Genomic DNA, 13,066 nt, shown 5'->3' with positions numbered 1-13,066 from the left:
CAGTTGGGTCGACGGGGTCAGCGGTCGACCTGGGTGAAGTCCCAGGAGTGCGGTGCGCGGGCCACCAGCAGAGCGGGCGGCTCGGGTAACGGGCGCGGGTTGCTGCGCCATTTGGAGATGACCACCACCCGGTGGTCGGTGGAGGAGAACACCTCGCTGGACACGTGCAGCGGGTCGTGCTCCAACTCGGGCAGGGCGGTGTCGCACACCCAGGTGATCAGGTCGGCGACGCCGTACGCCTCGGCGCGCGCCTCCCACATCCGCACGATCATGTCCGCCGTCCCCGTCACACGCTGACCGTGGTCAACGGCAGCGCCGAGTCGGCCGGCAGGTCCAGCCGGCTGGGCGCGACCCCGGCGGCGACCAGGTGCGACCCGAGCGCGGCGACCATCGCCCCGTTGTCGGTGCAGAGCTTCGGCCGGGGCACCCGGACCCGGATGCCGTACTTCTCGGCCCGCTGCTCGGCCAATGCCCGCAGCCGCGAGTTCGCCGCCACGCCCCCGCCGATCACCAGGGTCTCGATTCCGTTCGCCCGGCAGGCGGCGAGCGCCTTGGTGGTCAGCACGTCACAGACCGCCTCCTGGAAGGACGCGGCAACGTCGGCCACCGGCACCGGCTCGCCAGCGCGCTGCCGCGCCTCGACCCAGCGGGCCACCGCCGTCTTCAGTCCGGAGAACGAGAAGTCGTACCGGTGCGCGGCGAGGTCCTTGGCGGCGGTCAGGCCGCGCGGGAAGGCGATCGCGGCGGCGTCCCCGGCCCGGGCTTCGCGGTCGATGGGCGGGCCGCCCGGAAACGGCAGCCCGAGCAGCCGGGCGACCTTGTCGAACGCCTCGCCGGCGGCGTCGTCGATGGTGGCGCCCAGCGGGGTGACGCCCCGGGCCAGGTCGTCGACGAGCAGGAGGGACGAGTGCCCGCCGGACACCAGCAGCGCGATGGCGGGTTCGGGGAGCGGACCGTGTTCCAGGGTGTCCACGGCCACGTGCGCCGCCAGGTGGTTGACGCCGTACACCGGCTTCTCCGCGGCGACCGCGTACCCCTTGGCGGCGGCGACGCCGACCAGCAGCGCGCCGGCCAGCCCGGGGCCGGAGGTGACCGCGATCGCGTCGATGTCGGCCAGGGTGACGCCGGCCTCGGCCAGCGCCCGGTCCATGGTCGGCACGATGGCCTCGAGGTGGGCCCGGCTGGCCACCTCGGGCACCACGCCCCCGAACCGGGCGTGCTCCTCGACGCTGGAGGCGAGCGCGTCGGCCAGCAGTGTGTGCCCTCGCACGATGCCGACGCCGGTCTCGTCGCAGGAGGTCTCGATGCCCAGGATCAGCGGTTCGTCAGCCATGGTCGTGTGGTCCGTCCCCGGTCGACTCGGCGACGCGCTGCATGACCAGCGCGTCGGTGTTGCTCGGTTGGTAGTAGCCGCGCCGCACCCCGATCGGCTCGAACCCGTACATCGCGTAGAGCCGCTGTGCGGGGGCGTTGTCCACGGCGACCTCCAGCAGGGTGCTGCGGGCACCGACCCGGGCCGCCTCGGCGAGCAGTTCCTCCAGCAGGGCACGGCCGACACCGCGCCGCTGCGCGTCGCGGCGGACCGCGATGTTCTGCACCCACACCTCGTCCGGCGGAGCACCGGCGAGCCCGGCGTAGCCCAGCACCGTGCCGTCGTCGTCGACGGCGACCCGGTAGTGGTGCCCGTTGGCCAGCTCGTTCCAGAACATCGCCGGCGACCACTGCTCGGCGCCGAAGAGGTCCGCCTCGATCGGCAGCACCTGGTCGATGTGCCACCAGCGGAAACGGTCCAGCCGCACGCTCATGGGAGGACCGGTTTGCGGCCGGTCGCCACCACGGCGTCCGGTCGGCGCAGGTAGAGCGGGGTGAGCCGCTCACCGGGTGCGCCGGCCCGGATCCGCTCGGCGGCGAGCAGCGCCAGCACTGTGGCGTCCGGGTAGCGCGGCTCGACCCGGACCGGAAGGCTCAGAGTCTCGGCGTACCGGTGGGCACCGTCACCGACCGCGACCGTCGCTCCCTGTTCCCGGGCGCGGGCGGCGGCCACCGCGGGCGTGGACACCTCGGGTCCGATGATCCGCTGGCCGGCGCCGTCGTAGACGGCCCAGTAGAGCTCCTTGCGGCGAGCGTCGCTGGCGGCCAGCACCGGCTCGCCGGCTGCCGCCGGGTAACCGATGCCGTCCAGCGAGCAGACGCCGTACGTCGGGATGCTGAGCACCTGACCCATGGTGGCGGCGGTGACCAGGCCGACCCGCAGCCCGGTGAACGGCCCCGGGCCGAGCCCGGCGACGATGGCGCCCAGGTCCCGCGGGCGCGCGTCGGCGTCGGCGAGGACCGCGTCGACCTGAGGCGCCAGCAGTTCACCGTGCGCGCGGGCGTCGACCGTGCACCGGTGCGCCCGGGACGCGACGCCGTCCGCCGAGACCTCCACCAGCGCTGCGGTCACCGCGGGGGTCGAGCTGTCCACCACGAGTACGAGCACGGTTAGCCAGCCTAGCCGCCCCGGCCCGGCCCACCACCCGGTGGCCCCGGCGAAGGCGCGGGGCTTGGGTTGGGGGGCGGTCACCCTCGTGAGCGTGATACCTCTCAGGCATATTTATGCCTCACAGGTATCAGGCTCATCAGAGCGAGGCCCGCCGCCCCGAGGCACGAGCCCGTGAGTCGACAAGTTGCCTCACCGGTACCGCCGCCGCTCCCCTTGTTCCACGATGCCGGGATGTCCTCCACTCGCCTCGCCCTCCTCCTCGGCGCCGTCGTGCGACAGCAACGGCACCTGCGCGAGCTGAACCAGCGGGACCTGGCCGACCTGGCCGGGGTCAGCCAGGCGACCGTCGCCCGGATCGAACGCGGCGATCGGACGCCCAGCATCCCGCTGCTGGAGCGACTGCTCGCGGCCATGGACTCACAGTTGGTCGTCGGGGTCGAGCCGCTGGACGCACACCTGGACGCCCGGATCGACGACCTGGCCGCCCGGCCGATCGCCGAGCGGATCGACGAACTGGGCCTGCACCGGATGCTGGACCGGCTCACCGACTTCCCACAGGTGATCACCGGAAGCACGGCGGCGCTGTTGCAGGGCGCGCCGGTGCCGGTCGAGGCGCTGGAGATCGCCGTGCGTTGGCAGGACTCGAAACGGTTCACCCGCTGGCTGGAGGCGGCCTACGGCCAGCGGTGGAATGCCCGCTGGGGTGAGTTCGGCGGGGTGTGGTTGGAGCCCGAGGAGCAGGGCGAGCATCTCTGGACGACCCGCTACGGCGAGATCAGGGCCACGATGTGCGACGAGCTGCCCGAAACGATCGAGGTGTGCCACGGGGGCCGGAGTTACCGGGTCGTGCCACTGGTCGATCTGGAGCTGACCGAGCCGCGGGCGGCCGGCCTGCTGCGTCGTCATCGGGCCCGGCAGGTCGCCGGCGGGAAATGACGGTCCCGACCCGTCGGCCCGGACCGGGTCAGCCGGCGGTGCGGTCCCAGTCGATGGTGGGCAGGCCGGCGTCGGCGAGCGCCTTGTTGGCCGCGCTGAACGGCCGGCTGCCGAGGAAGCCGCGCGGGTTCATCGGGCTCGGGTGGCCGGCCTCCAGCACCACGTGCTGCGGGTTGGTGACCAGCGCGGCCTTCTTGCGGGCATACCCGCCCCAGAGCAGGAAGACCACCCGGTCGGGTGACGCGTCCAGCGCCCGGATCGTGGCGTCGGTGAACTCTTCCCAACCGGAGTTGGCGTGCGAGCCGGGGGTGGCCTGACGGACCGTCAGCACCGCGTTGAGCAGCAGCACGCCCTGCGCGGCCCAGCCGTCGAGGTTGCCGCTGCGCGGCTTGGGCACGCCCAGGTCCTCACCCAGTTCCTTGAAGACGTTGCGCAGCGACGGCGGCACCGTCACCCCGTCCCGGACGCTGAAGCTCAGCCCGTGCGCCTGCCCGGCCCGGTGGTACGGGTCCTGCCCGAGGATCAGCACCCGGGTGCCCTGCGGCGGACAGAGCCGGTATGCCGAGAACAGGTCCGCCAGCGGCGGGAAGACGGTCTGCGTCGCGTACTCCCGGGCGACGAACTCGGCCAGCGCGGCGGTGCGGGCCGGATCCAGGTGGGGGGTGAGCACGGCACGCCACGGCTCGGGCAGCAGGGCCAGCAGATCCAGGGCGGGGGCGTCGTCGGGCATCAGGAACCTCTCACAGCGCGGGTCGGTCCCCCGCACTCTAGGCATCCGGTACGACAGCGCCCCGGCCGCCTAACCCAGGTCGGCGAGCCGCCGGGCCCAGTCGCCACCGACCGGATCCAGCTCGACGATCCGGGTGTCGTCGTCCCGGCGGTCGATGCGGACCCGCAGGTGCGCGTCCACCAACTGCTCCACCAGGCCCTCGCCCCACTCCACCACGGTCACCGACTCGTCGACCGAGGCGTCCAGGTCCAGGTCGTCGATCTCGGCGCGCGGGTCCGTGGCGGCACCCAGCCGGTACGCGTCGGCATGCACCAGGGCCACCCGACCGCCCCGGGCCGGGTCGGGCCGGTGCACACGGGCGATCACGAACGTCGGCGAGGTGATGTCTCCGACCACCCCGAGCCCGGCGCCGATGCCCTGGGTCAGGGCGGTCTTGCCGGCACCCAGCGGCCCGGTCAGCAGCACCAGGTCGCCGGCGCGCAGCAGCCCGGCCAACCGGCGGCCGAACTCCCGGGTGTCCTCGACGGTCGGGAGCTTGACGACGTGACTCACCGTTCCTCCACGCTCTGCAGTGACTCGAGGAACCGCTCCAGCGCGGCGTTGACCTCGGTCGCGTGCTCCAGCATCACCACGTGCCCGCTGTCCTGGATCTTCACGAACTCGGCGTGCGGCAACCGCCGGACGATCTCCTCCGAGTGCGTCACCGGGGTGATCATGTCCTTGTCGCCGACCACCACCAGCACAGGGGTGTCGGCCAGCGCCGCGAGCGCCGGGAAGCGCGAGTGGGTCGCCAGGGTCCGCAGGTAGCGGGTCACCGTGTCGGCGGACGTCCGGGAGTTCATCGTCTCCACGTAGGACACCAGCGCCGGGCTGGGCTTGCGGGTGCCGAAGCCGTACTTGCGGGTGAGCAGCCAGGCCACGTTCGAGGTCGACTTGCGGGCCTTGTCGATCACCGGTCCGCCGTACCGGGTGGCGTTGCTGACCATGAACAGCACCGGCCCACCGACCCGGCCGAGCAGCGCCGGCGCGACCAGCTTGGTCTCCGCGATCAGCCCGCCCGAGGTGGCCATCAGCACCGTGCCCACCACCCGGTCACCGAACAGCTCCGGGAACAACTCGGCGAACGCCATGATCGTCATGCCGCCCATCGAGTGACCGACCAGCACCAGGGGCCCCTCGGGCGTGGTCCGGTCGATCACCCGGCGCAGCGTCTGGCCGAGCGCGGCGAGGTCGTACTCGCCGCTCTCCAGCCGGCCGGACCGACCGTGACCGGGCTGGTCGTACGTCACGATCCGGTAGTCGCCGCGCGCGGCGAGCATCTGGCGCTGGAAGTGGAACGTGCCCATGTCCAGGCAGAAGCCGTGCACAAGCACCACCGTCGGGTGCCCGGGCACCGGCCGGGTCGGCTCGACCACCTCGACGTGGATGTCGGTGCCGTCCGGCAACTCCAGCCGGAACGCCTCGTCGTACCGCTGCTCGCCGAACGTCTCGTGCGCGTAGCGGTCGGTCGGGTCGGCCTTCAGGCGGCGGACCAGCGTGCGCTCGGTCGCGACGCCGGCCGCCAGGCCGGCCGCGGCCACCCCGACCGCGGCGCCGACCAGCCCGGCGACCCGGCCGGCCGCGGTCCGCGGTCGTGGAATGCGGTACGGGCTCATGGCCGCTCACCGTCATAGACCCGGGGCACCCGGGTGCCGCCGAACCGGGTGACGATCTCGTAGTTGATCGTGCCGACGGCCTCGGCCCAGTCGTCGGCGGTCGGCTCGCCGTCGGCGCCGCTGCCGAACAGCGTCGCGATGTCGCCGTCGGCCACCGGGTCGTCGCCGCAGTCCAGTACGAACTGGTCCATGCAGACCCGCCCGGAGATGGTCCGCCGCGCGCCGGCGAGCTGCACCGGCCCGCTGTTCGACGCGTGCCGGGGCACCCCGTCGCCGTACCCGAGCGGCACCACGGCCAGGTTCGTGTCGCTCGCCGTGGTGTAGGTGTGCCCGTAGGAGACGCCGGTGCCGGACGGCACCCGCTTGGTGAGCATGACCCGGGCCCGCGCGGTCATCGCGGGCCGCAGCCCGTACGTCTCGCCGGCCACCGGGGAGAGCCCGTAGACGGCCAGCCCCGGCCGGACCAGGTCGAAGTGGGTGTCCGGCCGGGTCAGGGTGGCCGCCGAGTTGGCCAGGTGCCGCCAGCGCGGACGCAGCCCGGCCCGCTCCACCATGGCCAGCCCCTCGTGGAAGACGGCCAACTGCCGGTCCGTGGTCGGGTGGCCGGGCATGTCCGCGTACACGAAGTGGCTCCACACACCGACCACCTCGACCAGGCCGTCCGCCTGCGCCTTGGCGGCGGCGTCGAGCAGCGCCGGCCAGTCGGCGACGGTCGCCCCACCCCGGGACAATCCGGTGTCGATCTTCAGGTGCAGTCGGGCCGGGCGCTCGGCGCGTCGGCTCGCCTCGATCATCTCGTCCAGTTGCGGCAGGCTGGCCGCCGCCAGGTCCACCCCGGCGCTGACGCCCTCGTGCAGCGGCAGGCCGGGCGCGAGCAGCCAGGCCAGCACCGGCACGGCCACCCCGGCCCGGCGCAGGGTGAGCGCCTCCTCGAGGGTGCAGACGCCGAGCCAGTCCGCCCCGGCGTCGACTGCCGCCCGCGCGGCCGGGACCATGCCGTGGCCGTACCCGTCGGCCTTCACCACCGCCATCAGCTCGGCGTTGGTGCCGGACCGGAGTCGGCTCACGTTCTCACGGATCGCATCAAGATCGACGCGTACCTCGGCCTGCCACATACGCCCAGCCTACTTTCCGCCGTGATCACCGCGGGCGGCGACGCACGCCCCGAGTCGCCGATCCGGGCAGCCCGGCCGCAACGACGCGATCAGCCCAGCCGGGCGACGACCGGACGCAACGCGGTGGCCACGTCGGGCGCGGTCACCGGCCCGCCTCGGGCCGCCTCCCGGCCGGCCAGCCCGTGCAGGTACGCGGCCGAGGCCGCCGCACGGTCCGCCGGCACACCGCCGGCCAGCAGGGAGCCGAGCAGCCCGGACAGTACGTCGCCGGTGCCGCCGGTGGCCAGAGCCGGGGTGCCGGTGGGGTTGACGTACGCCCGACCGTCAGGCGTGCCGATCACCGTGCGGTCCCCCTTGAGCAGCACCACAGCGTTCATCCAGGCGGCCAGCCGCAGCGCTGCGGCGACCCGGTCCGCGCCGGGCTCCTCCCCGCAGAGCCGTGCGAACTCGCGGTCGTGCGGCGTGACCACGATCGGGGCGTCCCGGCCGCGCAGCCGGTCGGCGAGCGAACCGTCGACCAGCAGGGTCAGCGCGTCGGCGTCGAGCACCACGGGCACCGGCGCGGCCAGCACGGCGCGCAGCTCGGCCGCCGCGTCGTCGCCCGTGCCCAGCCCGGAGCCGCAGACCCAGGCCTGCACCCGGCCCGCGTCGGCGACCCGGCCGGTGGCGATCACCGAAGGGTGCTGGTGCAGCACCTCGGCCCGGGCGCCGCCGGCGTAGCGCACCATGCCGGTCGGCCCGGCCAGCGCCCCGCCGACGGAGAGCACCGCTGCCCCCGGGTACGTCTCCGAGCCGGTCGCCACGCCGACCACGCCCCGGCTGTACTTCTCCGATGCCGGGCCCAACGTCGGCCACCAGTCGACCAGGTCGGACCACTCGGTGACCCGCAGCGCCGGGGTGCCCCGCAGCCACGGCCGCAGCCCGATGTCGACCAGCTCTACCTGACCGGCCAACGGGGCCGCCGGCCCGACCACCAGCGCGGGCTTCAGCGCGCCGAAGGTGACCGTCACGTCCGCGCGGACGGCGGCGGGCCGACCGGACGCGGACAGCGGCACGTGCCCGGTGTCCACCGCCACTCCGCTCGGCACGTCCACCGCCAGCACGGTGGCCCGGACGCCGTCCCGCCCGCGCAGCTCGTCGAGACCCTGGACCACCTCGTCCGCGTTCGTCCGCAGCCCACCGGTGCCACCGATGCCGACGATGCCGTCCAGGACCAGGTCGACCGGGCCGGTCGGGCGGTCCACCAACCGGCCGCCCGCGGCCCGCAGCGCGGCCAGCCCGGCGGCGTGCGCCCGCCCGGGGGTGAGGAGCAGGGCGGAGACGGAGACGCCCCGGCGGGCCAGCCGCTCCCCGGCGTACAGGGCGTCGCCACCGTTGTCGCCGGAGCCGACCAGCAGCAGCACCTGACCGCCGTACACCCCGCCCCGCTCGGCGAGCACCAGCGCGGCCCGGCGGGCCAGCCCGGCGGCGGCCCGCTGCATCAACGTGCCCTCGGGCAGCGTGCCCATCAGCCCCGCCTCGGCCGCCCGCACGTCGGCCACCCGCCACACCGGTCTCATGCCACCGTCCCATTCCGCTCGCGGGCGGCCGGAACGGCCCACCCGGCCGACGTCACCGTTCCGCGACCACCATCGCCGACGCGATCCCGCCGTCGTGCGACAGCGAGAGATGCCAGCGGTTGACCCCACGCTCCACGGCCGCCGCCGCCACCGTGCCGGAGACCGTCAGCCAGGGACGGCCGTCCGGGTCGGAGACGACCTCACAGTCGTGCCAGCTCAGACCGGCCGGCGCGCCGAGCGCCTTGGCGACGGCCTCCTTGGCGGCGAAGCGGGCGGCCAGCGACTCCGGCGAGCGTGGATTGCCGGAGCCCGTCTGCCGCTCGGTCTCGGTGAAGAGCCGGTCGGCGAGCAGCGGCGTCCGCGCCAGGGACCGGGCGAACCGGTCGACCAGGACGACGTCGATGCCGACAGCGACGATCACCAACCCACCCTACCGGCGTCGGAGGCGGCAGATTAGCCGTCGGCCGCGCGGTGGGCAACGCCTGTGGACAGGTCGGGGTACGGCCGCCAGCGGCTGTCCACAGGGCACGTCGGGGTGTACCTGTCCCGCCTACCGTCGATCCGTCGATGCCGATCGCACACGGGGGTGTGGGGATGACAGATGAGCCGTTGACGGTCCGGCCGGAGCTGTTGCGGGGCGTCGCCCGGGCGCTGGACGACGACGCGTACCGGCTGGCGCACGGGCTGCTCGGGGTGCCCGGGCTGATGGTGTCCGCGCCCGACTGGGCGGCCGGCGCGGCGCTGGTCGGGCTGGAGTCGGCGGTGCACGGGTGGCTGGGCCGCCTCGGCGGCCTGGTGGCGGTGACGGGCGGGGCGGTCCGGACGGCGGTGGAGTCCTACCGGGCGGCGGACGACCGGGCCGCCCGCCGGCTCGCCGCGCTACCCCGGTGACCGCCCGGACACGCCCGCGCACGGACGCCGGGCCGGCAGGTGCCCGGGGACGCGTTGCGGCGGATCGCGACGCCCCCTCGGCGGGTGCGGTCGGCTACGCCCAGCTCTGGACCGCCGATCCGGGAGCGTGGCAGGCCGCCGGAGCCGCGTGGGCGGGGCTGACCGCGCTGGTCGAGAGGCGGGCCGGCGAGCTGAGCACGGACGCGAGGGCGCTGCGCGTCGCCTGGTCGGGCCGGGCGGGGACGGCGGCCGACGGGCGGCTCGCGGGGCTGCGCGGCGAGCTGACCTCGATCGCACCCGCGCTGATCGAGGCCGATCAGGTGCTCGCCGAGTTCGCCGGTCGGCTCACGGCGGCGAAGGGCCGGCTCGCGGCGGCGGTGGCGCTGGCGGAGGGAGCGGGGCTGCTGATCGACCGGCACGGCCGGGTCGACACCGATCCGGCCCGGTCGCGGCCGTCCGCCGAGCGGGACGGCCCGGCGGCGGCCCGGGTGGCGACGGCACTACGGGCGGCGCTGGAGCTGGCCGGCGCGGCGGACCGGGCCGCGACCGCCCGGCTGGGCGAACTCGTCATGGCGGCTCTCGACGGCTGGCAGGCGCCACCGCCGCCCGGCCGGCCCGCGCCGGGTGCCGCCCCGGTCGACGTGCGGGCGTGGTGGGCGGGGCTGACACCGGCGCAGCGCCGGTGGCTGGTGGGGCACGAGCCGACGCTGGTCGGGCGGCTCGACGGCCTGCCGGTGGCCGCCCGCGACCAGGCCAACCGGCTGCTGCTCGGTGCCCGGCGGGAGGAGCTGCTCGCCGAACGGCGGCGGCTGCTGTCCCGGGTCCCGCCCGGGCCGGTCGGCGCACTGCGGCTGCGCCGGGTCGAGGCGCGCCTGGCCGGGCTGGAGGCGCTCGCCGAGCGGCTGGGCGAGCCGCGAGCCCCGCGGGCCTACCTGCTCGGGCTGGACCCGACCGGCGAGGGACGGGTGGTGGTCTCGCTCGGTGACCCGGACCAGGCCGACCGGGTGGTGACCTACGTGCCGGGGATGACCGCCGGCCTCGACGACGCGCCGGGCGAACTGGCCCGGGTGGCGCGCGTGCAGGGCCGGTGCGCCACGCTCGACCCGGGCGAGCAGACCGCCGGGGTGCTCTGGCTGGACTACGACGCCCCGGACTTCCTGCACGAGGCGGCCACGGCCGGCCAGGCCCGGGACGCCGGTCCGGCGTTGCACCGCTTCCAGGAGGGGCTACGGGCCAGCCACGAGGGGCCGCCGGCCCGGCAGACCGTGCTCGGGCACAGCTACGGGTCGCTGGTGGTGGGCATGGCCGCCCGGGACCACGGCCTGGCCGCCGACGCGCTGGTCTTCGTCGGCTCGCCGGGGGTCGGCGTCGCGCAGGCCGCGGAGCTGGGCGTACCGGCCGGGCAGGTCTGGGCGAGCAGCGCACCGGACGACGTGATCCGGCTGACCCGTCCCCCGGCCGACCTGGCCCGGCAGGTGCTGCTCGGCACGTCACCGCTGGCGGCCGCGCTCAACCTGGCCGGGCCGGGCGAGCACGAGCTGTGGTTCGGCCGGGATCCGGCCGGAGCGGGCTTTGGTGGGCGCACCTTTCCAAGCGGGCGGCACGGCCACGTGGGCTACTGGGATCCGGCCAACCCGGCGCTGGACGGCATGGCCCGCATCGTCCTGGGCCACTGACGGCCGGCGGGCCAGGTCAGGCACGACGAAGGCCCCGGTCGCCGCGTGGTGCGACGTCCGGGGCCCGGGTCGGCGCTCGGGGTCGGTTACTCGACGGTGACGGACTTGGCCAGGTTGCGGGGCTGGTCCACGTCGTGCCCGCGGGCGGCGGCGATCTCGGCGGCGAGCACCTGGAGCGGCACGGTGGTGACCAGCGGGGCCAGCAGGGTCGGCGTACGCGGCACGTAGATCAGGTGGTCGGCGTACCGGACCACGGCCTCGTCGCCCTCCTCCGCGATCACGATGGTCCGCGCGCCGCGCGCCCGCACCTCCTGGATGTTGGAGACGACCTTGTCGTGCAGCATGCCCCGGCCGACCGGCGAGGGCACCACGCAGATCACCGGCGTGCCCTTGTCGATCAGGGCGATCGGGCCGTGCTTCAGCTCGCCGGCGGCGAAGCCCTCGGCGTGCATGTACGCCAGCTCCTTGAGCTTGAGCGCGCCCTCCAGGGCCACCGGGTAGCCGACGTGCCGACCGATGAACAGCACAGTTGGCTCGGACTTCAGCTCCCGGGCCAGCTCGCGCACGGGGTCGATCCGGTCCAGCAGCTCACGCAGCTTGCCCGGGATCTCCTGCAACTGCGCGACCACCGCGCCCACCTCGTCGGCGAACTTGATACCGCGCACCTGGGCCAGGTGCAGGCCGATCAGGTAGCAGGCGACGACCTGGGTGAGGAACGCCTTCGTGGAGGCGACGGCGATCTCCGGCCCGCCGTGGGTGTAGAGCACCGCGTCGGACTCGCGGGGAATGGTCGAGCCGTTGGTGTTGCAGATCGCCAGCACCCGGGCCTTCTGGTCCTTGGCGTGGCGCAGCGCCATCAGGGTGTCCATCGTCTCGCCGGACTGCGAGATCACCACGATGAGCGTGGACCGGTCGAGCACCGGGTCGCGGTAGCGGAACTCGCTGGCCAGCTCCACCTCGCAGGGGATCCGCGTCCAGTGCTCGATGGCGTACTTGGCGACCATTCCGGCGTGGTACGCAGTGCCGCAGGCCACGATGAAGATCTTGTCGACGTCGCGCAGGTCCTGGTCGCTGAGGCGGACCTCGTCGAGGGCGATCTCGCCGGTCTCGGTGAGCCGGCCGAGCAGCGTGTCGGCGATGGCCTGCGGCTGCTCCTCGATCTCCTTGAGCATGAACCAGTCGTAACCGCCCTTCTCGGCGGCCGACGAGTCCCAGTCGATGTGGAAGTCCTTGCCGGTGGCCGGCTGGCCCTCGAAGTCGGTGATCTCGATGCTGTCGTCGGTGATCAGGACGATCTGGTCCTGGCCCAGTTCCACGGCGTCCCGGGTGTGCTCGATGAACGCGGCCACGTCGCTGGCCAGGTAGTTTTCCCCGTCACCCCGGCCGACCACCAGCGGCGAGTTGCGCCGGGCGCCGACGACCGCGCCGGGCACCGCGGCGTCCACCGCGAGCAGGGTGAAGGCGCCCTCCAGCCGCTGGCACACCACCCGCATGCCGGCGGCGAGCAGTTGCGGGCTGTCCGGCTGGCCGGCGGCGCGCAGATCGGCCAGCGCGGCGGAGAGCAGGTGGGCGGCGCACTCGGTGTCGGTGTCGCTGGTGAACTGGACGCCGTCGGCCTCGAGCTCGGCGCGCAGCTTGGCGAAGTTTTCGATGATGCCGTTGTGGATCACGGCGACCCGGCCGTCGGGGGCGAGGTGCGGGTGGGCGTTGCGGTCGGTCGGGCCGCCGTGGGTGGCCCAGCGGGTGTGCCCGATGCCGGTGGTGCCGTCACCGATGCCGATCGGGCTGGCGGCGCAGGACGTCGGGTCGTCGGCGGCCCGCTCGGAGAGCACCTTCTCCAGGTTGGCCAGCTTGCCGGCCTTCTTCTCGATCAGCAGCTGGTCGTCGCAGACGATCGCGACGCCCGCCGAGTCGTAGCCGCGGTATTCCAGCCGCCGCAGCCCGTCCAGCACGATGCCGAGTGCGGGGCGCGCGCCCGCGTAACCCACGATTCCACACATGGCCCGCAGCCTAACCCAGTTT

Annotated in this window: 14 protein-coding genes; 3 read left to right on the top strand and 11 right to left on the bottom strand. The window is 74.4% G+C overall.

Going from position 1 to position 13,066, the window contains the following annotated elements:
- Positions 1-17 precede the first annotated feature (17 nt).
- Genes GA0070607_RS16500 through tsaB form a run of 4 tightly spaced genes read right to left on the bottom strand, consistent with a single transcriptional unit; the run spans position 18 to position 2,479 of the window.
- A complete protein-coding gene (locus GA0070607_RS16500; protein WP_074314499.1) occupies positions 18-272 on the bottom strand; it encodes a hypothetical protein in 255 nt (84 codons plus the stop codon).
- 14 nt (positions 273-286) lie between these two features.
- Positions 287-1,333 (bottom strand): tRNA (adenosine(37)-N6)-threonylcarbamoyltransferase complex transferase subunit TsaD, encoded by a 1,047-nt coding sequence (gene tsaD, locus GA0070607_RS16495; protein ID WP_089019000.1) that lies wholly within the window; start codon positions 1,331-1,333, stop codon positions 287-289.
- Positions 1,326-1,805: a ribosomal protein S18-alanine N-acetyltransferase gene (gene rimI / locus GA0070607_RS16490; RefSeq protein ID WP_089018999.1), complete on the bottom strand. Its 480-nt coding sequence runs from the start codon at positions 1,803-1,805 to the stop codon at positions 1,326-1,328. The genes tsaD and rimI overlap by 8 nt, the downstream gene beginning before the upstream one ends.
- A complete protein-coding gene (gene tsaB / locus GA0070607_RS16485) occupies positions 1,802-2,479 on the bottom strand; it encodes a tRNA (adenosine(37)-N6)-threonylcarbamoyltransferase complex dimerization subunit type 1 TsaB (protein ID WP_089018998.1) in 678 nt (225 codons plus the stop codon). Before tsaB ends, rimI begins: the two co-directional genes overlap by 4 nt.
- Before the next feature lie 234 nt (positions 2,480-2,713).
- Between tsaB and GA0070607_RS16480 the strand changes: the two genes are divergently transcribed.
- Positions 2,714-3,418: a helix-turn-helix domain-containing protein gene (locus GA0070607_RS16480; RefSeq protein WP_089018997.1), complete on the top strand. Its 705-nt coding sequence runs from the start codon at positions 2,714-2,716 to the stop codon at positions 3,416-3,418.
- Positions 3,419-3,446: 28 nt separating this feature from the next.
- Here the strand turns inward: GA0070607_RS16480 and ung are convergent, their stop codons facing one another.
- From ung to GA0070607_RS16450, 6 genes are all read right to left on the bottom strand, one after another.
- The gene (ung, locus tag GA0070607_RS16475; protein ID WP_089018996.1) at positions 3,447-4,148 is read right to left on the bottom strand and encodes a uracil-DNA glycosylase; all 702 of its coding nucleotides are present in this window, start codon (positions 4,146-4,148) and stop codon (positions 3,447-3,449) included.
- A gap of 69 nt (positions 4,149-4,217) precedes the next feature.
- Positions 4,218-4,700, bottom strand: coding sequence for a tRNA (adenosine(37)-N6)-threonylcarbamoyltransferase complex ATPase subunit type 1 TsaE (gene tsaE, locus GA0070607_RS16470; RefSeq protein WP_089018995.1), 483 nt, complete (start codon positions 4,698-4,700; stop codon positions 4,218-4,220).
- Entirely contained in the window at positions 4,697-5,803 is a 1,107-nt protein-coding gene (locus GA0070607_RS16465) for an alpha/beta fold hydrolase (RefSeq protein ID WP_089018994.1), read from the bottom strand. Before GA0070607_RS16465 ends, tsaE begins: the two co-directional genes overlap by 4 nt.
- Positions 5,800-6,918 carry an alanine racemase gene (gene alr, locus GA0070607_RS16460; protein WP_089018993.1) on the bottom strand — a complete coding sequence of 373 codons (1,119 nt, stop codon included), beginning with the start codon at positions 6,916-6,918 and terminating at the stop codon, positions 5,800-5,802. The genes GA0070607_RS16465 and alr overlap by 4 nt, the downstream gene beginning before the upstream one ends.
- 89 nt (positions 6,919-7,007) lie before the next feature.
- Positions 7,008-8,477 carry an NAD(P)H-hydrate dehydratase gene (locus GA0070607_RS16455; protein WP_089018992.1) on the bottom strand — a complete coding sequence of 490 codons (1,470 nt, stop codon included), beginning with the start codon at positions 8,475-8,477 and terminating at the stop codon, positions 7,008-7,010.
- Between the two features lie 52 nt (positions 8,478-8,529).
- On the bottom strand, positions 8,530-8,898 hold the full coding sequence (locus tag GA0070607_RS16450; protein WP_089018991.1) for a holo-ACP synthase: 369 nt from the start codon (positions 8,896-8,898) through the stop codon (positions 8,530-8,532).
- A 173-nt stretch (positions 8,899-9,071) separates the two neighbouring features.
- Between GA0070607_RS16450 and GA0070607_RS16445 the strand changes: the two genes are divergently transcribed.
- On the top strand, positions 9,072-9,368 hold the full coding sequence (locus GA0070607_RS16445; RefSeq protein ID WP_089021886.1) for a hypothetical protein: 297 nt from the start codon (positions 9,072-9,074) through the stop codon (positions 9,366-9,368).
- A complete protein-coding gene (locus GA0070607_RS16440) occupies positions 9,365-11,044 on the top strand; it encodes an alpha/beta hydrolase (RefSeq protein ID WP_089018990.1) in 1,680 nt (559 codons plus the stop codon). The genes GA0070607_RS16445 and GA0070607_RS16440 overlap by 4 nt, the downstream gene beginning before the upstream one ends.
- Before the next feature lie 86 nt (positions 11,045-11,130).
- Here the strand turns inward: GA0070607_RS16440 and glmS are convergent, their stop codons facing one another.
- Positions 11,131-13,044 carry a glutamine--fructose-6-phosphate transaminase (isomerizing) gene (gene glmS / locus GA0070607_RS16435; RefSeq protein WP_089018989.1) on the bottom strand — a complete coding sequence of 638 codons (1,914 nt, stop codon included), beginning with the start codon at positions 13,042-13,044 and terminating at the stop codon, positions 11,131-11,133.
- Between the last annotated feature and the right edge of the window lie 22 nt (positions 13,045-13,066).

It is taken from the genome of Micromonospora coriariae (assembly GCF_900091455.1).
Lineage (GTDB): Bacteria > Actinomycetota > Actinomycetes > Mycobacteriales > Micromonosporaceae > Micromonospora > Micromonospora coriariae.
The sequence above is the reverse complement of the archived record's forward strand: the minus strand, read 5'-3'. Positions and strand labels throughout refer to the sequence as shown.

Bases quoted from the DNA above. Each gene is read 5' to 3' on its own strand.
- GA0070607_RS16465 (WP_089018994.1), bottom strand. From the start codon at position 5,803: ATGAGCCCGTACCGCATTCCACGACCGCGGACCGCGGCCGGCCGGGTC.
- GA0070607_RS16500 (WP_074314499.1), bottom strand. From the start codon at position 272: ATGATCGTGCGGATGTGGGAGGCGCGCGCCGAGGCGTACGGCGTCGCC.
- GA0070607_RS16480 (WP_089018997.1), top strand. From the start codon at position 2,714: ATGTCCTCCACTCGCCTCGCCCTCCTCCTCGGCGCCGTCGTGCGACAG.
- tsaD (WP_089019000.1), bottom strand. From the start codon at position 1,333: ATGGCTGACGAACCGCTGATCCTGGGCATCGAGACCTCCTGCGACGAG.
- ung (WP_089018996.1), bottom strand. From the start codon at position 4,148: ATGCCCGACGACGCCCCCGCCCTGGATCTGCTGGCCCTGCTGCCCGAG.
- GA0070607_RS16445 (WP_089021886.1), top strand. From the start codon at position 9,072: ATGACAGATGAGCCGTTGACGGTCCGGCCGGAGCTGTTGCGGGGCGTC.
- glmS (WP_089018989.1), bottom strand. From the start codon at position 13,044: ATGTGTGGAATCGTGGGTTACGCGGGCGCGCGCCCCGCACTCGGCATC.
- rimI (WP_089018999.1), bottom strand. From the start codon at position 1,805: ATGAGCGTGCGGCTGGACCGTTTCCGCTGGTGGCACATCGACCAGGTG.
- GA0070607_RS16455 (WP_089018992.1), bottom strand. From the start codon at position 8,477: ATGAGACCGGTGTGGCGGGTGGCCGACGTGCGGGCGGCCGAGGCGGGG.
- alr (WP_089018993.1), bottom strand. From the start codon at position 6,918: ATGTGGCAGGCCGAGGTACGCGTCGATCTTGATGCGATCCGTGAGAAC.